Genomic DNA, 17,270 nt, shown 5'->3' on the forward strand with positions numbered 1-17,270 from the left:
GCAGGGCGAGACCCCCGGATCGGCGCCGCAGTCACCGGCCCGGGCCACCGCCCGCGCCTCGGCCAGCGCCCGCGTCTCGCCGCCGGAGCCGGGCGCGCCCACCGCTCCGACGTCCGGCAGTGCCCGGGTCGAGGGCAGTGCCCGGGTCAGCCCGCCGGACGCGAACTCGCCGTTCGGCGGCCAGGGTTACCCGGCTCCCGGTTCGCCGGAGCCGGACTTCCCCCAGCAGGGCTTCCCGCAGCCGAGCTTCCCGCAGCAGGGTTTCCCCCCGCAGGGCTTCCCGCCGCCCGGTTCCCCGGCCGCCTTCTCCGGTGCGCCGTCGGGCCCGGGCAGCGCTCCGGCCTTCCCGCCGTTCAGCCAGCCCGGCGAGGAGCCGACCTTCCCGCCGCCCTCGTCGTCGTTCCCGGGCGGCTCGCCGACCACGCCGTTCGGTCCTCGTCCCGGCGCCGCGCCGCAGGACGGCCCGGCCTGGGGTGACTTCACCGCCGCGGCGCCTCCGGCCGGTGGCGATTTCAGCGAGCGCACGACGGACGTCTCCGGGCGGGGCAATTCGCCGTACGTTCCGGCGCCCGCTCTGACCCCGATGCCGGGTGTGCCGACGTCGGACCCGTTCGGTGCCGACCCGGCGGCCAGGGCGACGGTGACGCCGCCCGGCCCGGAGGACACGACAAGCTGGCCCGGCCCGCCCGAGCAGGACAAGTTCAACCAGTTCAAAACGGAGGAGCCGCCCGCTCCGCCGAAGCCGGTCGTGAAGACGGGCCGGGTGACGCTGGCCGTGGTGCTCGGCGCGACGCTGCTGCTCGGCGTGGTGTTCGGCCTGGTCTACCTGATCTCGGGTGGCGGCGGGGACAGTTTCAGCGCGGGTGACTGCGTGAAGAACGGTTCCAAGGTCGAGAAGGTGTCCTGCTCCTCCGGCGACGCGTTCCAGATCAAGCAGATCGTCGACAAGAAGGAACAGTGCGCCGACCAGGCACAGCCGTACCTGCAGGCCGACAAGAAGGTCTACTGCCTCGCCAAGCCGGCCGGCTGATCGCGATGTGGTCTTGATCGGCCCGAGGTCCGATCAAGACCACCGCTGAGGCACCATGGGCGGATGACTTCTCGCGTGCGTGCGCCCGAACTCAAGGGCCGCGGCTGGCTCAACACCGGTGGGAAGGCCCTCACCCTGGCCGACCTGCGGGGCAAGATCCTTCTGCTCGACTTCTGAAAATCCGCATCGGTCCAACAACCTTGACTCACCCGCCGATCAGTCGTCCGGCCCGAGCCACCACCCGTGCACCAGTCGCGCCTGACGCAACTCGGTTGATGCGTGTATCGTCACTCGCATGTCTCGACTTCTCACCGCTGCGGCAATCCCGGCCGCCCTGGAGCCGGCCGCCTTCGCCGACCACCCATGCACACCGCACGAGCTACTGGACCCGTCCCGTTGCTGCGCCCTCTACCTCCGCCGGTCCCATAAGTTCGCCGAGGGCGATCCGCGCAATGGACGGAGTCTCGCCGAGCAGGAGAAGGACGAACGCGATCTGGCTGCGCGCCTCGGCCTGTTCGTCGTCTGGGTCTATACCGAGAAGGAGGGAACCAGCGCGTCCCGGTTCAGCAACAAGGACCGCCCCGAGTGGCTACGCGCACTCGCGGACCTCCGGGTCGGTGACAAGTTCCACACCCTGTTGGTCTGGGCCCTCGACCGCGCTGATCGCCGCGGTGCCGTTGAGATCGGCAAGATCTTGGACGAGCACGTCGACGGATCGCGGCGCGTCGTCGGCGTGGACGGAACGGACACCGGCGATTCCCGTCGCCGCCTGGAAATGATCATCCGCGCCGAGATCGCCCGTGAGGAGGTCGAGAACCTCTCAAGGCGGGTCAGCCGGACCAAGCGACGCCAGCGCGACGAGGGTCTCTGGCTGAGCGGTCGCACCCCCTATGGCACGCGCAAGAACGCGGAAGGCAAACTCGAACCCGACCCCGAGTTCTATCCGATCGCTCGGCGGCGCATCGCCGAGCCGCTACTCGCTGGCACGACGATCTGGGAGACCGTCCAGACGCTCAATGCCGAGGGCATCCCGTCGCCGTCCGGCGGGACTTGGCAGGTCGGAACCGTCTCCCAGCTCGTCCGCTCGCCGGGCTTCGCCGGCCTGCAGGGCCTACGCGGGAAGACAGCGGCGGGGAACTGGAATGCAGTCGCGGACGTCTACCGGAACGCCAAGGGCAAGACCGTCAGTGTCGGCAAGGGCGTTATCACGCTCGGCGAACGCGCCCGGATCCTCCGGCTGATCGGGGAACGATCGGAGCGTCTCGCCCGTAACGGCCTCTTCGTCCAGCGTGGCAACCGTCGGTCCCGCGCCATGCTCGGCGATCTGTTGCGGTGTCCGTACTGCGACTTCCGGACGCAACTGAGCGGCGCACGGGACAAGAAGCACTACCGGTGCAACCACAACGCGAACGGGCACCCCTGCCCCGGCTTCACGGCCCCCGTCGCTGAGATCGAGAGCGCCGTCTCTCTTGCCTTCCTCTCCCGTCTCGCCACATTGGAACCGGGCGAGCCGCTGCTAGAAGCGGTTGCCGATGCGTGGGTCGCCCGGGTCTCTCCCGATGATCTCGATGCCCGGGAAGCCGCACAGGACGCTCTCGATGCTGCCCGCGATGAGCTCGCCCGCGTACGCCGCCTCGTCGTGTCTGGCGTCTTCACCGAACAGGACGCCGCCGAGGTCATGCCCGAGTTGCGAAGGTCCGTTGAGGAGGCTGAGCAATCGCTCGCCGCAATCCCGCTTCCGGACGCAGACATCTCACCCCTGCTGGATCTCGCTCAGTCCGTGCCCGCCTTCGAGGCGCTGCCGACTCCTGAGCGCGCCGGTCTTCTGGCCCTCGCAATCGAGAGGGTCACCTGCACTCGGGCCGGTACGCGTGGCGTCCGGTTCGAGCCGGACCAACGAGTCACGATCCACTGGAAGGACGGGACGACCTCGCGCCCCGCTCCCGGTCCGGTCAAAGGCAAGCGGGTCCTGATCGCCCAGGCATACGCGGCAAACCCCGCTGCGACCCCAAAGGAGATCGCCCACGCGGTCGGATGCTCTCTCTGGAGCGTCTACGACTTCCTCAAACGCCGAGAAGCGTAAGACGAGAGTCGCATCAACGCCCTGCCGCACCACGGGAGGGCGTTTTGCGTGCGCGGGGGGTGTGCGCCGAGCCGACGCGGAGGTGACGGAGTGACGGTTCCAACGTCACCCCCATTCTTTTTCTTGGACTTCTCCTCCTCCTACAGCAGCAATGGACGGTGACGTTCGATCCGTCACTCCGTCACACCTGCACTGGCAGGCGAAACGACGGCTCCGGCCCCGCCGTCCGGCCACCGCCCCACGACGGCCGAGATTTCCCGCCGAACCTTTGAACACCCCGCCGCTCACTGGCGCATAGGCCCCTCGTCCGCGACACCGCGAACCGAAAGGGCTACTCAGTGACGATCTTCGAGCACCGCGACGGCGACGGCGACCTCGTCGAGATCCGGACTCGTCCCTTGTCCCCCGAACAGCCGCTGATTCTCACGGCGACCGACCGGCACGAGGACGAGGACACGGAGGTCTCGGTCTACCTCTCCCGCGACGCCATCACCCGCCTGCGGGCCGCCCTCACCTCATACGACGACGAAGCGACAGCCGCGAGCGAGACCGGCGTCGTGATCGAGACCGGCCGCGAGTATCGGCTTCTGCCCGATGCGACCTTCACCCGGCTCCCGTCGTACGGCATCCGGCACACCTACCCGTCGGCCTTCGACGAGAAGGGCACGACCCGTGTCCGGGTGATCGCCGGCCCGGACAGCGACGGCGACTACGAGGTCCGCGCGGTCGACGGCGAGCAGCCGGACCGGGTCGGCTATGTCGCTCCGCGGTTCCTCGCCCCGCTGGAGGCCTCGACCGCCGAGCCCGCCTGGAAGGTCGACGACGAGGCGATCATCGCCGTGGACGAGCCGAGTTACGCCCCTCTCTTCAAGGGCGACCGCGTCCGCGTGGTGAGCATCCCCGAGCGCGAGGACGGGCTCTATGTCGCGTTCGTCTCCGGCCGGGGTGAGCCGTACGACGGTGCCCGCGGATGGTTCGTCCTGACCGACCAGGTTCGCCGGCCGGACCCGGACCCGGAGCCGACGGTCGACGCCACGGCCGCCGTCGTGTCGCTCGACCAGCGACGCCTCGCCGCCCTGACCTTCGCCGCCGAACTGGCCGGCAAGGGCATCCTCGGCGTCACCCCACACGAGGCCGTTCTCGGCTACGCCCTGTTCCTGCTCAACGAACTCCCCACCGCGAACGGGGCCGCCGCGTGACCAGCCACTTCGGAGACCTAGAAGTCGCCGACGCCTTCGACAGCGACAACGAGATCGCCGTCGAGATCGAGTACAAGACGGTCTACCTCCCCAGCACGCAGGTCGCTCGCCTGCGCGACCACCTGACGGGCCTGCTGGGCGACGCCCCGGCGGCTGCGACATCGGCCCCGGCGCCGGCCGGCATGACTCGCGCCGAGGCGCTCAAAAACGCCGAGGACACGGTCGGCCGGCTCGCCCCGTCAACCAACGCGCGGGGCTACTCCGACGGCGTCGCTCCGCTGTCCGCCCGGACGGACGCGATCCTGTCGCTGGCCCGGTTCCTGATGAACGCCTCCGCGTAGCGCGAAGCGGAACCTCCACTGGCCGATGTACCAGTCTGCCAAGCCTGCGGCACCGGCCGGAAATCAGGAGGTGCAACTGGATTCGTGCCTTCTACAGTTCCCGTCAACTGGTTTTCGCCGGGCCAGTTCGTCCCAGTCCCTACCTGACTCGTACCCGCTGTCCGGCCGTCCGCTTCGGGCGGCCGGACCTGTCGGACCGACGCAATACCGTCCCTTCACATCGACCCCGAGCCGCCGCCCCCGGTTTGGAGCCCGTTCCTACACCGCGCCGGGAGATTGATCAGTGAGGGGCAGAAAGCCATACGCCTGTATGGCTCGCGGCCAGGACTTATCCACAGATGGGAGCGTTATCCACAGCCCGGAGCCCAAGATCCGAAACCTGTCGGACCTGGCACCTAACGTCAGTCCCACAGCCCTCACCGACCCCTCGGCCCGCACCTCCGTACCGCCCAGCGACAAGAACCAAGGAGACACCCCTCAGTGATCAACCTCGGCGAGATCCTCACGAGCCTGACCGGCGAGCCCTTCGTGCTGGTCCAGTTCCGCGCCGGTAAGGGCGAGGAGAACCTCGACGCCACGCTGACCGCGGGCAACGGCATCGAGTCGGTCGAACACGCGCAGAACGCGCTCATGCTCGCCCTGGCCACCCTGCGCAAGCAGTCGACAGAGGTGGACGGCATCACCATCAATGCGACCGCCGAGATCACCGAGGAGGCCGAGTGATCAACCCGGCCGAAGCGCTCATCGCCGGTATCGAAGTAGTCGATGCCGCCAACGAGGCCGCACCTGGTCGCAAACGGCTCGGACCGGCGGAGTACGTCCGGCTGTCCCTGGAGGTCGCCGACTTCCTCGCCTACAGCCAGGCCACCGAGGAGCCAACCAGCCAGGAACAGGAGACCGGAGACAACCCGCCTCCGGCCGGTGACGCGGTACCGGTCGGACCCACCCGCCGCGTCGAGTGCGAAGCCAGCCCCGGTGACTACGCCTACGTCCGAGCCGGCCGGGCCGCACCCAGCACCCCCGGCCGCCCGTTCGTCGTGATCGAGAACGTCATGGACGGCGAGCGAGCCAGCCTGGTCCTGTCGCCAGCCGTCGCCCGGTCGTACGCCGCCGGCATTCTCGATGCCGCCGACGAGGCCGAGGGTCGGTCGCCGCTGCTGCGGTTCGACCTCGGCGCCGATCCGGAGTGACCGCTCTCGACGACGCCGCACGCCAGGCGGCCCGTCGCTACGGCGTCAACCCCGACGAGTTCATCCGTCGCGTCCGCTCCGCTCGATCACGCCGAATCGAGCGGGCGGCCCGGCCAGTCAAACGCTGCGGCACCTGCGGTGAGCACCTGCCCGCTCAGGCGTTCGCCGAGGACACTCGCGAGGCCGACCACCTCAAGTCCACCTGCAAGTCCTGCGACGCCCAGCGCCAGCGTGACCGCCGCGCATCTCGGGTCGCTGGCGCATAAGCAATGTGCGAGGGGCACAACAACCCTCGACCCCCGCCCTAAGCCCTGCCTGTTGCGACTCGTGTGCCCCTGGGGACGAGCCGATAGGTGGGGCTTTCGTGCGTCCTCACCCCGTCATTGACCGACCCCGGTGGCGTGCGCTCTCCGCTAGGCCTGCTGGCCCGCTGGATCGAGCGCCGCACCGGGGCGTTGTCACGTACCCCTGGAGACCGCATGGCATGGGAAGGCACGAGCGACCGACGCTCACGTCTACCCCATGACTGGCCGCTGCGTCGCTTGCGGGTGCTGAGGGCGGCCGGATACCGGTGCCAGGTGCGGGGATTGGACGGGCGTCCGTGTGGTGCGCCGGCCAACGAGGTCGACCACATCGAGCACGGTGACGACCACGATCTTCGCAACCTTCAAGCGATCTGCCGCTGGCACCACGGGCAGAAAACCTCGGCTGAGGGCGCGGCTGCTCGGCAACCGCGGCCTACTCAGCGGCGTGAGCCGGAGCGTCATCCCGGGCTGTATTGAGTTACAGGTTGTCGATCCAGTCCCAGAAATCTGGTTCGTCGTCTTGGGCGCGAACGAAGACATATCGCCAGGGCTGACGATCATCTGGGTGGTCTGGGTCAGGGACTAGGGCGTACTTACTCCAGAGAGGGCCAGCTAGTTCCTCCCTTGGGTCGTCCTCGATGACGCCGGGCCAGATCACACGATCCGGTTGGAGTCGCGTTCGGTTGTTCCACACGACAGGCGGCGGATGCGCATCTTTGTTGACAGGCACGACCACATCGAAGCCATCGAGCGGCCCATTGAATATGCGCACCTGAATGAGCGTGTTACACACCCTGAGAGCGTATGAGTTGAGCAGGGGACGCGGACCGATTTCAGGATATAGACAGGCCTGGCAGCTACACAGTGTGACCACCCTGGGGGGGTAGCCCTCGCCCGGCTCGCCCCGGCACCGAAGCGGCATAGCGTCTCGGACCGCGTACGGGCATACAGGTCGCAGAGCCCATCACGGTCTTCACTCTGGGTAGCCGTGTTCTTGACGACTCTGCCCTTGCTTGGCGCGGCTGAGCCTCCGTCGCGCGCCCGAGGAACAGACCGATTTGACCAGGTCGTAGGCCAGATTCCCTACCAGGCCACCCAACACCCAGCCAGCGACATCAGCAAGATTCGGCATCGCAAGAGCCTTCTTTCTCTCATGCCTGTGCCTCGCTCATCTGACGTGCTCGCTGTGCAAACGACGTTACCGAACTGGCTCAAGTCGACTGTGGAGAGGAGGACTGATGGCTCGCGGCACCATGCACGCACCCAAGCCGGACGGGCAGCGCCGCCGCCGTAACGCGCCGACGCACGGCGAGACGGTCCTCCCCCGCGATGACGAACTCCGCGGCCCCGAACTGGCCGAGCTGTCCTCACGGGCGTATGGCGATGACGTGTTGGCCTGGTACGACGATTGGCGCCGCTCGCCGCAGGCCGCCGTCTTCGAGCTGACCGACTGGCGCCGCCTGGCGATGCTCGCCCCGATCGTCGAGGCGTACCTCCGCCGGCCGAGCGCCGCCGCACTCTCCGAGATCCGCATGAACGAGGAGCGCCTCGGTGCGACCGTCGTCGACCGGATGCGCGCCCGGATGCGCATCGAGGACGCCGACGAGCACGAATCCGCTCCGGTGCTCCACCTGGCCGACGCCCGTGACGACCTGCGGCGCCGCATGGCGTCCGGCGAGTGACGGCGGCCGAAGCCCGCGACTCTGCCCTTCTGACCTCCAGCCAGGCCGCCGCCCGTAAGGCCGTCGTGGTGGCCGCGCTCACGACCATCGAGGCGTTCCCGATGGACGGCAGCGTCCGGACACTCGGCTGGGGCGTCGCGGCATGGGTCGAGGAATGGCTCTTGCAGCCCGACGGCGACGAGGCCGGCTCCCCGTACCGGCTGACGCGCGAGCAACTGAACTTCGTCCTCTGGTTCTACGCGGTCGACAGCCGTGGAAAGTTTCTCTACCGCCGGGCGGTCCTGCGCCGGGCGAAGGGCTGGGGTAAGTCGCCGTTCCTGGGCGCGCTCTGCCTTGCCGAATTGGCCGGCCCGGTCCGGTTCGACTACTGGGGCGCGGACGGCGAGGCGGTCGGCAAGCCACATCCCGCGCCGTGGGTCGTGATCGCAGGCGTCTCCGAGACGCAGACCGAGAACACCATGGCCGCGATCCGGGCGATGGTCGAAGAGTCCGACCTGGTCGACGCGATCGGTCTCGACGTCGGCAAGACCCGGATCTTCACGCCTACCGGCGGCAAGCTCACCGGGATCACCTCCAGCTCGTCCACCTCGGAGGGTGCCCGGCCGAGCATGGCCGTGATGGACGAGACGCACCACTGGTCCGAGTCCAACGGCGGGCACGCCCTCGCCCGCGTCATCCGGCGCAACCTCGCCAAGTCCCGCGACGGCTCCGCCCGAGCGATCGAGACCACCAACGCCCACGCGCCCGGCGAGGACTCGGTCGCCGAGATGAGCTACCTCGCCTATCTGGCCGCCCGCGAGGGCCGCTCGAAGGCCAAGGGCATCCTCTACGACTCCAGGGAAGCTCCCGGCAATGTCGATCTCGCCGACCGGCCGGTTCTCCTGCTGGCCCTGGCCGCCGCGTACGGCGATTCGACCTGGGTCGACCTCGAGCGCATCGCCGACGAGGTCTACGACCCGAACACCCCGCCGGAAGAGGCCCGCCGCTTCTATCTGAACCAGATCACCGCCGCGGCCGACAGTTGGCTCGCCCCGCACGAGTACGACGCGAACGAACGGGTCAACCTGGCGCCGCTGAAGGTCGCCGAGCCCGGCGAGTGGCGCAAGGGCGACACGATCTGCCTCGGATTCGATGGCGGCCGGACCGACGACAGCAGCGCGGTCGTCGCCGTCCGTGTCTCGGACGGCGCGGCCTTCCTGCTGGGTCTCTGGGAGAAGCCGGACGGCCCCCGGGGCGTCGGCTGGGAAGTCGACCACGACCAGGTCCGCGACGCCGTCGACAACGCCTTCGCGACCTTGGACGTCATCGGGTTCTTCTCCGATGTCGCCTACTGGGAGACCACCGTCGACCACTGGCGCGACGAGTACCAAGAGCGCCTGCTGGTCAAAGCGACCACGCGGCACACCGTCGCCTGGGACATGCGCTCCCACCAGGGCGACACCGTCCGCGCCGTCGAGGCCCTGCACCGCGCGTTCATCGACCAAGAGGTCCCGCACGACGGCGACCAGCGGCTCCGGCGCCACGTCCTGAACGCTCGCCGCCGGCCGAATCGCTGGGGCGTCTCCTTCGGCAAGGAGACCCGGGAGTCGCCGAAGAAGGTCGACGCTCTGGCCGCTCTCCTGCTGGCGCGCATGGCGCGTTCCCGCGTGCTCGCGGACGGCGTCCTCGCCAAACGGCGTCAGCCGGTCGGCCGCCTCGTCGGCTTCTGACTTTCCCTACGCGCCTCGGAAGGAGGCCATGCCCGCGTGCCCGAAGACGGATCGATCGTCGGCCTCGCCGAGGAGCTGATCGCCGAGCACAAGAAGGCCAATCACCGCACCTCGGATTTCGGCCGGATCACCCGCTACCTGGCGGGCGACCACGACCTCCCCTACGTGCCGCGCGGCGCGAAGGCCGAGTACCGGTCGCTGGCTCGCAAGTCGATCACGAACTGGCTGCCGCTGATCTCCGACACGTTCGTCAAGGGCCTGTTCGTGGACGGCTATCGGCCGGCGAACAGCACCACCAACGCCAAGGCGTGGGGCTACTGGCAGCTCAACGGCATGGACGCCCGCCAGACACTCATTCACCGCGGCGCCCTGGAGTACGGCACGTCGTACGCCCTCGTGCTTCCCGGCAACAGCGACGGCCCGTCGATCAAGCCGGTCTCGGCGACCAAGTGCGTCGCGTTCTACGAAGACGATGACGACGAGTGGGCGCAGCACGCCCTCCGGTTCAAGGGCCGCACCGTCAACGGCGCCGCGCTCTACGAACTGATCACGGACACCGCTGTGCACACACTGGCGGTACCGAAGGGCGAGGCGAAACCACGCGTCGTGAGCACCGATGAGCACCGCCTCGGGTACGTCCCGCTGGTCCGGTATCGGGAACGGCTGGACGGCTCGCGCGGCATCATCCTGCCCTTGATCGGGCTTCAGGACCGCGTCAGCGAAGCGGTCTTCACCCTGTTGATCGCCTTGCAGTACGCGAGCTTCCGCCAGCGCTGGGCCACCGGGCTCGCGATCCCCGTGGACGATCAGGCGACGCTCGCCGACGGTTCACCCAACCCGAACTACGGCAAGCCGGTCGAGCCGTTCCAAGCCGCCGTTGACCGCCTGTGGGTGACCGACAACCCAGACGCCAAGTTCGGCGATTTCGCGCAGACCGACGTCACCGGCCATCTGGAAGCCTACGGTTCCACCGTCCGCTCGCTCGCCGCCATTGCGCAGCTCAGCCCGCATGTCCTGCTGGGCGACCTGGTCAACCTGTCCGCCGACGCGCTGGCCGCCGCCGAGTCCGCGACCCAGCGCAAGATCGGCGAGTACGAGACCATCTTCGGTGAATCCCACGAGCAGACCCTGCGTCTTGCGTCGCTCGCCGCCGGCGATGGCCAGGGCGCGACCGACCGGTCCGCGCAGGTCCGCTGGCGCGACACCGAGGCCCGCAGCATGGCGGCCACTGTGGACGCACTCGGGAAGATGGTCCAAATGCTCAACGTCCCGCCGGAAGGGGCCTGGGAACGCATCCCCGGCATCACCGACCAGGACATCGAGCGGTGGCGCGGCATGGCCACCAACAGTGACGGTCTCACCCAGCTCGCCGAAGCGCTGACCCGGCAGGCTCAGCCGGCCATCGCGGCGGCATGACGCCGACCCTGGAGCAGGTCGCGGATTCCTACCGGCAGCTACAGGCAACGCTCAACGCCGAGACGGCTGCCCGCGTCACCGTGGCCTTCGAGAGCCTGCTCGACCCGGCCGACCTCGACCGCACCTTCCCCGCTTACTTCCGCATGGTCACTCAGATCATCGCGGAGGCACGACGGGTCGGTGCGCTGGTCGCGGGTGCCTTCTTGACGGCGTACCGCGACACCGCAGGCGTCGGCGGTGACGCTCCCGCGATTGCCTATGCCGGGCAGCTCCCGGCGGCCCAGCTCGCGACGAGCCTGTTCGTTACGGGCCCTGTCCAGGTGAAGCGATCCCTCGCGGGAGGCGCGACGATCCAGACCTCGATCTCACGCGCCCGCGCGGCAACGGCCGGCGCCGTCGTCCGGCACACTGCGGACGCTGGCCGCAGCACCGTCCGCGACACGGTTCGGCGCGATCGGGTCGCGCTGGGCTGGGCACGGCTGACCGACGGCGACCCCTGCTACTTCTGCGCCATGCTCGCCGGCCGCGGTGCCGTTTACCTGAGCAAGGACAGCGCGACCGGAGACGACCCGTACCATGACGGATGCGGCTGCGTGCCGGTACCGGTCTACTCACGGGCCGCAGCCTGGCCGGGCCGCTCACGCGAGTTCGAGACCCTCTGGAACGACTCGACCGAGGGCCAATCCGGGCGCGACGCGATCAACGCCTTCCGCCGCGCCTACGCGGCCCAGCGAAAGACGTCACTAACGATCTAGGTAAGGCTCAAATTGAGTTACCGCCGCCGTAGCGCAGTGCGGCCCAAACGAGCAATTCAAGCGTCATGGTGGCAGTAAAACTGCCACCCGCGGAGACGACGCTGGCCAAGAGCGAAGTGCTCTCAGCCCAGGTCAACCAGGCTGCCACCAGCGCGATGATGATCGCGAAAAAGAAGAAGTTGAGAATGACAAGCAATGTCTTGGACACAGCTCAAATAACACATTAACACAGACTGCGCTCATAACCTCCGTACGGTTATGCCCGATCCGCTTGATCCCTGGATCATGCACTTTTTGCTACGCTTTGGGGCTATCTTTTAGCCCCTTTTTGCTCTATTCGAAATTGCGGGCAGGTCCCGCGCGCCTTCACCGTCCCAGGAGGACACCCCTTGTCGGAAAACCCGACCACCACGCCCCCGACAGAGCCCGCCGACAACGGCGGCACGACCGGGGATGCGCCCAGCACCACCCCGCCCCCCGTCGGCCAGGCACCGACATGGGACGGCGACTTTGACCCCGACCGCGCCAAGCGGCTCGTCGAGAACCTCCGCAAGGAGCGCGACGAGGCCCGCTCGAAGCTCAAGGCGCACGAGGACGACCAGAAGTCCGACCTGCAGAAGGCCCAGGAATCCCGCGAAGAACTGGCGCGTGAACTGGCCACCCTCCGCAAGGAGCACGCCGCCAAGGAGCACGGCCTCCCGGCGTCCCTCGCGCGGTTCCTCACCGGCGACACCGCCGAGGAGATCGCCGCCAGCGCGAAGGCGCTCGCGGAGGAGACCGGCCTCACCAAGACCGAGACCGCTCCGCTTCCCGGCCGCCCCAAGCCGCGGCTCAAGCCCGGTCACGCGGCCGGCGACGAGGCCACGGACTTCGACCCGGAGGCCGTCATCAAGGCCGTCCGGCGCGGCTACTGACTCCGAAAGGACAACCCCGCCTACCCATGGCTCACAATTTCGTCATCCCCGAGCAGGTGCTGCGCACCGCGCTGGGCCTGCTCCGCGACGACCTTCAGCTCGCAGCGACCATGAACCGCGACTACGAGGACGCCTTCGGCGGCGGTCGCGGGACCGTGGTCAACGTCCGTATCCCGTCGACCCTCAAGGCCCGGCGCCGCAAGCTCGCCGACGCGGGCGCGGCGATCACCACTGACAGCCTCAGCGAGTCCACCGTGCCGGTCCAGATCACCGACATGATCTACAGCGCGGTCGACGTGACCGACGAGGACCTGAGCCTCAACATCGAGGACTTCACCCGGCAGGTGTCCGCGCCGCAGGTCCTCGCGATGGTCGAGGACGTCGAGGACTTCGCGGTCGCCGTCATGCAGGCCACCGCCGAGACGACCTCGATCGCCTACGACAAGGCGAAGCCGGTGCCCACCTTCACCGCCGCCCGCAAGGTCCTGCGTGACCGTGGCCTGCCGGCCTCCGGCCTCTGGGCGGCCGTTGGCACCGGGGTCTACGCCGAGCTGCTGGACGCCGACGCGATCACCAACGCGAGCGTGTCCGGCTCGACCGAGGCCCTGCGCAACGCGCGGGTCGGCACCGTACGCGGCTTCAACGTCGCCGAGAACAATCGGCTCGCCGACGACGAGATCATCTTCTACGGCCGCGACTCCTACACCCTGGCGATCCGCGCGCCGCGTGTACCGGACGGCGTCGCCTTCGGCGAATCGCGCTCGGAGAACGGCTTCGCGATGCGGTGGGTCAAGGACTACGACTCGACCCATCTGCAGGACCGGAGCATCTTCTCGACCTTCATCGGCTGCAAGCGCATCGACCTGCCGCGCATGAACCCGGACACCAAGAAGGTCGAGTACGTCCCCTCGGCGATCCGGGTTCTCACCTCGACCGTCGGTGCGTAAGACGACACACGCGTAAGGAGCCACTCGTGAGTCTGCCACCGCTCGCCACCGTGGCCGAGCTACAGACCCGCGTGGGCGGGACGATCACCGGCCCGGACCTCAATCGGGCGGTGGCGGCTCTCGAAGACGTCTCGTCCCTGGTTCGCCTGGAAGCCGGTACCGACTGGGTCGCCGCGGACGGCGTCACGATCACCGCCCCACGCGCGATCGTGACCGTCGTTCTCGCGGCGGCTGGACGTGTGTACCGCAACCCGGACGGATACCAGGGCGAGACGGTCGGGGCCTACTCCTACCAGTACGCGCAGACCTCCACGTCGGCGTACCTGTCGACCGACGAGATCACCATCATCCGCAGGGCCGCGAGCCCGGCCGCCAGCTCCGGCGTCTTCTCCCTTCGCACCCCGTCGGCCTACGAGTCCCCGACGCCGTCGGAGGTGGATCTCGCATGAGGTTCCCCGACGAGGTCGTCCTCCTGCGGCCGGTCGGCACGGACGAGTACGGGAATCCCGACGGATCGTGGGCGAACCCTCTCGCGACCGAAACCGCGGGCTTCCTGTCCGGCGACACGGTCTACCTGCCCGCCGGGACCGACGTACTCAAAGGCGACCGGCTGCTCGTCGCCGGGCGCACCTACGCGGTCGTCGATGACCCGGCCGAGGCCCGCTCGCCGAGCCGAACTGTCCTGGTGACGCTCAAGGTCAAGATGCTGGAGGCACCGCCGCCGGCCACGACCGCCGTCAGACGCACCGGCGACACGATGACCGGCGCGCTGGTCCTGGTCGACGGATCGCCCGCCGCCTCCGAGGCGTACGTCCTCGCACACGCGGTGGAAGGCGGCGGCACGGTGAGCTGGGCGAACGTGCTCGACAAGCCCGCGTCCTACCCGCCCGCCGCGCACGGCCACTCGCTCGCCGAGGTGGCCGGCCTGGTCGCCGCCCTGGCCACGTTCGCACCCGCGATCAAGCGCTGGAACGGCACCGCATACGTGGCGGACAGCACCGCAACGATCTACGTCGGCCCGGCCGATCCCGGCAGCGTGCCGGACGGCTCCGTCTGGATCGACACGAGCGAATGAGCCCGGTCGCCCGCGTCCGCGCTGACGGCGTCTGGGCCGAGGTCGATCTGACCGGGGCCGCCCGGGAGGCGGGTACCTGGAAGACCTTCTCCCGGCCGAGGACCGAGGAGGTGCTCGCCTTCGACGGCACGCTCGCCACCACCTACGACGACAGCCGTTCGGTCACGCTCGGTCTGCGCTGGACCGCGAGCTCCGAGGGCCTCTGGCTCGGGTGTGCGGTCTGGGTCGCGCGGTACATGACCGGCCTGCCGCTGACCGTCGCGGCGTACAACGCGCACACCCAGGATCGCCTGTCCCGCACGACGGTCACACCGTCGGCGGAGTCGCAGATGATCCGGGTCCTGTTCGACGACCCGGTCCCGGTCGTCCCGGCTCGGACGTACGTGGCGGCTTACAACGCCCGCTACTACGTGGCCTCCTTCGGGACACTGCCGGCCGCCAGCGCGCATCTGACCTGCGATCCCGGCGGTAGCTGGCTCGACGGCACCGAGATCGCGTTCCCGGTGAACAACTCCAGCGCCAACTACCACGTCACACCCATCGTCCTTTTCTGAGGAGCTTGCGTGCCCGCCCGAATCCGGCTCGATCACAAGGGCATGGGTGAGATGCTCCGGTCCGCCGAGATCGCCGCGACCATCGCTCTCCGCGCCGCCCACGTCGAGCGGACGGTGTCTGAGCACCCATCGATCGTGCGGCACGAGATGCCGGTCGAGCGGCACGCCTACGCCTCGGACCGGGCCGGCGAGGACGTCGCGATCGAACATGCTGGCGGCCTGGCCGTCGAAGCGAAGTACGGAGTCCTCGCTGACGCGGCCCGCGCGGTCGCCCTGCAGGTCACCACCGCGAAGCAGCAAGCGACACGACGGCGCCGCAAGGCAAAGAAGGGTCAGGCCGCCTCGTGACCCGTTTCGCTGATCCACAGCTCGCCGCCCTGAGCATCCTCCGGGCCGCCGCGCCCGGTGTGGCGTTCGGAACCAAAGCGGTCGACGAATACCCCGACGGCGGGGCACCTGGCCTGCCGTACGTCCAAGTCCGGGCGGGGGCTGCGGCTGTTCGCTGGCCCGTCGCCGCGGTCGCGCCACTGCGCATCGTGGCTTGGGCCGACACCGGGGCCGCCGCCACGGCGCTCGCGTGGCAGCTCCACGGCGTGCTCCTGGACTTCCGGCACGGCCGGGACATCCGGAGCTTCGCGCCCGAGCTCGGCCCGCTCCCAGCGGCCGATCCGGACACCAGTCGGCCGCTCTGTTCTTTCTCCGTTCTGGCGCGTCTGCGCCCTCAGCGTTAAAGGAGCTGCCCCTTGTCGGGCGACCCGACGAAGGCGTCCCAGTGGGAGGGCGCCGACATCTACATTCACGACACCATCGGAACGGCCGGCCCGGCCGACCTCACGACCGCCTGGGGCACCGGCTGGAACGTCGTCGGCCTGCTCGATGGCGAGGAGGGCGCGACCTGGGAACGCGACGAGGAGTCCTCGGAGAAGTACGCCTGGGGCGGCATCCTCGTCAAGCGCACCAAGTCCAAGCACAAGCGGACGCTCAAGTTCGTCGCGCTGGAGGACAACGAGACCGTCTTCAAGCTGATCAACCCCGGTTCGACGCGGACCACCACGGCGGGCGTGACCAGCTCGACCATCAAGGTCCCGAAGGGTCATGAATTCGCGCTCGGGATGGAGCTGCGCGAGGGCGACCGGGTCGTCCGGCGCTACATCAAGCGAGCCGAGGTCGACACGGTCGACGAGATCAAGGAGTCCGAGTCCGAGGTCACGGTCTACGCGATCACGGTCGTGCTGTACCCCGAGGCCGACGGCACCCTCTACACCGAACTCTCCGGCGCGGTCGAGTAACTCCCTCACGTCGGCCAGGCCCGAGACCGTCCCGCGCAGAGACGGTCTCGGGCCATATCTCTGCGCTCTCTGCGCCACCCGAAAGGATCTCTCTTGCCTGCCAGTAAGACCGCCGCCGCTCGCGCCGAGGCGACTGACCAGCCCACCACGTTCGTCTATGACGGCGAGACCTACACCATCGCGCCGTCGAAGGACTGGGACCTCGACGCCCTGGACGCGATGGAGGAGGGCCAGATCGTTAAGCCGGTCAAGCTGATCCTCGGCACCGAGCAGTGGGCGACGTTCAAGGCCAAGCGCCGGACGATCGGCGACCTGAACGACATGTTCGAGGCGCTCCAGAAGGCCGCGGGCCTCGCGGGAAACTGACCGCGCTCGCCGGCCTGCTCCGAGATCACTACGACGCCGTCGAGGCTGACTTCCAACGCTTCTACGGCGTCGACCTCGGGGGCCTGTGGCGCGGCGAGCTGTCGCTCCGGCGCGTGAGCGCGCTGGTCACCAACCTTCCTCCTGAGTCCGCCACCTGGGCCGCCGAGAACGGCGAAGCCCTCGGCGCGTCCCGCGCGGACGTGCTGCTGGCGGACATCTTCCAAGCCGTCACCGGCCAGCCGCACCCGCTGCGTCCGCAGCCGAAGGATCGCGCGGCCGTCGAGCGCCACGAGTCAACCGCCGCCCGCCTCCGCGCCCAGCGTGCCCGCGTGGCCGCGCAGCGCCCGAAGGAGGCGTCATAAGCAACGTCGGCTACGCCACGCTCTCGATCATCCCGAGCGCGAAGGGCTTTCTG

21 protein-coding genes are annotated in these 17,270 nt (G+C 68.9%); 20 read left to right on the forward strand and 1 reads right to left on the reverse strand.

Features of this window, described 5'->3' with window-relative positions:
- From Acy02nite_RS33760 to Acy02nite_RS33805, 10 genes are all read left to right on the forward strand, one after another.
- A partial coding sequence (locus tag Acy02nite_RS33760; RefSeq protein WP_438820872.1) for an LppU/SCO3897 family protein occupies positions 1-1,030 on the forward strand: 1,030 nt, incomplete at its 5' end.
- Positions 1,031-1,325: 295 nt separating this feature from the next.
- On the forward strand, positions 1,326-3,113 hold the full coding sequence (locus Acy02nite_RS33765) for a recombinase family protein (protein ID WP_203750143.1): 1,788 nt from the start codon (positions 1,326-1,328) through the stop codon (positions 3,111-3,113).
- A 338-nt stretch (positions 3,114-3,451) separates the two neighbouring features.
- The gene (locus Acy02nite_RS33770; protein ID WP_203750146.1) at positions 3,452-4,312 is read left to right on the forward strand and encodes a hypothetical protein; all 861 of its coding nucleotides are present in this window, start codon (positions 3,452-3,454) and stop codon (positions 4,310-4,312) included.
- Positions 4,309-4,653 (forward strand): hypothetical protein, encoded by a 345-nt coding sequence (locus Acy02nite_RS33775; RefSeq protein WP_203750149.1) that lies wholly within the window; start codon positions 4,309-4,311, stop codon positions 4,651-4,653. The genes Acy02nite_RS33770 and Acy02nite_RS33775 overlap by 4 nt, the downstream gene beginning before the upstream one ends.
- A gap of 480 nt (positions 4,654-5,133) precedes the next feature.
- Positions 5,134-5,376 (forward strand): hypothetical protein, encoded by a 243-nt coding sequence (locus tag Acy02nite_RS33780; protein WP_203750152.1) that lies wholly within the window; start codon positions 5,134-5,136, stop codon positions 5,374-5,376.
- Positions 5,373-5,843 (forward strand): hypothetical protein, encoded by a 471-nt coding sequence (locus tag Acy02nite_RS33785; protein WP_203750166.1) that lies wholly within the window; start codon positions 5,373-5,375, stop codon positions 5,841-5,843. Before Acy02nite_RS33780 ends, Acy02nite_RS33785 begins: the two co-directional genes overlap by 4 nt.
- Positions 5,844-7,386: 1,543 nt before the next feature.
- Positions 7,387-7,830: a phage terminase small subunit gene (locus Acy02nite_RS33790; protein ID WP_203750169.1), complete on the forward strand. Its 444-nt coding sequence runs from the start codon at positions 7,387-7,389 to the stop codon at positions 7,828-7,830.
- Positions 7,827-9,539: a terminase large subunit domain-containing protein gene (locus Acy02nite_RS33795; protein WP_203750172.1), complete on the forward strand. Its 1,713-nt coding sequence runs from the start codon at positions 7,827-7,829 to the stop codon at positions 9,537-9,539. Before Acy02nite_RS33790 ends, Acy02nite_RS33795 begins: the two co-directional genes overlap by 4 nt.
- A gap of 36 nt (positions 9,540-9,575) precedes the next feature.
- Positions 9,576-10,955, forward strand: a complete 1,380-nt coding sequence (locus tag Acy02nite_RS33800; protein WP_203750175.1) for a phage portal protein — start codon at positions 9,576-9,578, stop codon at positions 10,953-10,955.
- The gene (locus Acy02nite_RS33805) at positions 10,952-11,710 is read left to right on the forward strand and encodes a VG15 protein (RefSeq protein ID WP_203750178.1); all 759 of its coding nucleotides are present in this window, start codon (positions 10,952-10,954) and stop codon (positions 11,708-11,710) included. The genes Acy02nite_RS33800 and Acy02nite_RS33805 overlap by 4 nt, the downstream gene beginning before the upstream one ends.
- Before the next feature lie 7 nt (positions 11,711-11,717).
- Here the strand turns inward: Acy02nite_RS33805 and Acy02nite_RS33810 are convergent, their stop codons facing one another.
- Positions 11,718-11,918, reverse strand: coding sequence for a hypothetical protein (locus Acy02nite_RS33810; RefSeq protein ID WP_203750180.1), 201 nt, complete (start codon positions 11,916-11,918; stop codon positions 11,718-11,720).
- Positions 11,919-12,099: 181 nt separating this feature from the next.
- Between Acy02nite_RS33810 and Acy02nite_RS33815 the strand changes: the two genes are divergently transcribed.
- From Acy02nite_RS33815 to Acy02nite_RS33860, 10 genes are all read left to right on the forward strand, one after another.
- A complete protein-coding gene (locus Acy02nite_RS33815; RefSeq protein ID WP_203750183.1) occupies positions 12,100-12,624 on the forward strand; it encodes a hypothetical protein in 525 nt (174 codons plus the stop codon).
- 26 nt (positions 12,625-12,650) lie between these two features.
- Complete coding sequence (locus tag Acy02nite_RS33820; protein ID WP_203750186.1) at positions 12,651-13,571, forward strand: major capsid protein; 921 nt, start codon at positions 12,651-12,653, stop codon at positions 13,569-13,571.
- A gap of 26 nt (positions 13,572-13,597) precedes the next feature.
- Positions 13,598-14,020: a hypothetical protein gene (locus tag Acy02nite_RS33825; RefSeq protein WP_203750188.1), complete on the forward strand. Its 423-nt coding sequence runs from the start codon at positions 13,598-13,600 to the stop codon at positions 14,018-14,020.
- Positions 14,017-14,646, forward strand: a complete 630-nt coding sequence (locus Acy02nite_RS33830) for a hypothetical protein (RefSeq protein WP_203750191.1) — start codon at positions 14,017-14,019, stop codon at positions 14,644-14,646. The genes Acy02nite_RS33825 and Acy02nite_RS33830 overlap by 4 nt, the downstream gene beginning before the upstream one ends.
- The gene (locus Acy02nite_RS33835; protein ID WP_203750195.1) at positions 14,643-15,200 is read left to right on the forward strand and encodes a DUF4082 domain-containing protein; all 558 of its coding nucleotides are present in this window, start codon (positions 14,643-14,645) and stop codon (positions 15,198-15,200) included. Before Acy02nite_RS33830 ends, Acy02nite_RS33835 begins: the two co-directional genes overlap by 4 nt.
- 9 nt (positions 15,201-15,209) lie before the next feature.
- The gene (locus Acy02nite_RS33840; RefSeq protein WP_203750198.1) at positions 15,210-15,548 is read left to right on the forward strand and encodes a hypothetical protein; all 339 of its coding nucleotides are present in this window, start codon (positions 15,210-15,212) and stop codon (positions 15,546-15,548) included.
- Positions 15,545-15,931, forward strand: a complete 387-nt coding sequence (locus Acy02nite_RS33845; RefSeq protein ID WP_203750201.1) for a hypothetical protein — start codon at positions 15,545-15,547, stop codon at positions 15,929-15,931. The genes Acy02nite_RS33840 and Acy02nite_RS33845 overlap by 4 nt, the downstream gene beginning before the upstream one ends.
- Before the next feature lie 12 nt (positions 15,932-15,943).
- Complete coding sequence (locus tag Acy02nite_RS33850; RefSeq protein ID WP_203750204.1) at positions 15,944-16,489, forward strand: phage tail tube protein; 546 nt, start codon at positions 15,944-15,946, stop codon at positions 16,487-16,489.
- A gap of 93 nt (positions 16,490-16,582) precedes the next feature.
- A complete protein-coding gene (locus tag Acy02nite_RS33855) occupies positions 16,583-16,855 on the forward strand; it encodes a hypothetical protein (RefSeq protein ID WP_203750207.1) in 273 nt (90 codons plus the stop codon).
- Between the two features lie 113 nt (positions 16,856-16,968).
- Positions 16,969-17,217, forward strand: coding sequence for a hypothetical protein (locus tag Acy02nite_RS33860; protein ID WP_203750208.1), 249 nt, complete (start codon positions 16,969-16,971; stop codon positions 17,215-17,217).
- Positions 17,218-17,270 lie beyond the last annotated feature (53 nt).

This window comes from Actinoplanes cyaneus, from assembly GCF_016862095.1.
GTDB classification, from domain to species: domain Bacteria; phylum Actinomycetota; class Actinomycetes; order Mycobacteriales; family Micromonosporaceae; genus Actinoplanes; species Actinoplanes cyaneus.

Excerpts from the sequence above, each read along its gene's own strand:
- Acy02nite_RS33765 (WP_203750143.1), top strand. The coding sequence starts at position 1,326 with ATGTCTCGACTTCTCACCGCTGCGGCAATCCCGGCCGCCCTGGAGCCG.
- Acy02nite_RS33790 (WP_203750169.1), top strand. The coding sequence starts at position 7,387 with ATGGCTCGCGGCACCATGCACGCACCCAAGCCGGACGGGCAGCGCCGC.
- Acy02nite_RS33805 (WP_203750178.1), top strand. The coding sequence starts at position 10,952 with ATGACGCCGACCCTGGAGCAGGTCGCGGATTCCTACCGGCAGCTACAG.
- Acy02nite_RS33820 (WP_203750186.1), top strand. The coding sequence starts at position 12,651 with ATGGCTCACAATTTCGTCATCCCCGAGCAGGTGCTGCGCACCGCGCTG.
- Acy02nite_RS33830 (WP_203750191.1), top strand. The coding sequence starts at position 14,017 with ATGAGGTTCCCCGACGAGGTCGTCCTCCTGCGGCCGGTCGGCACGGAC.
- Acy02nite_RS33835 (WP_203750195.1), top strand. The coding sequence starts at position 14,643 with ATGAGCCCGGTCGCCCGCGTCCGCGCTGACGGCGTCTGGGCCGAGGTC.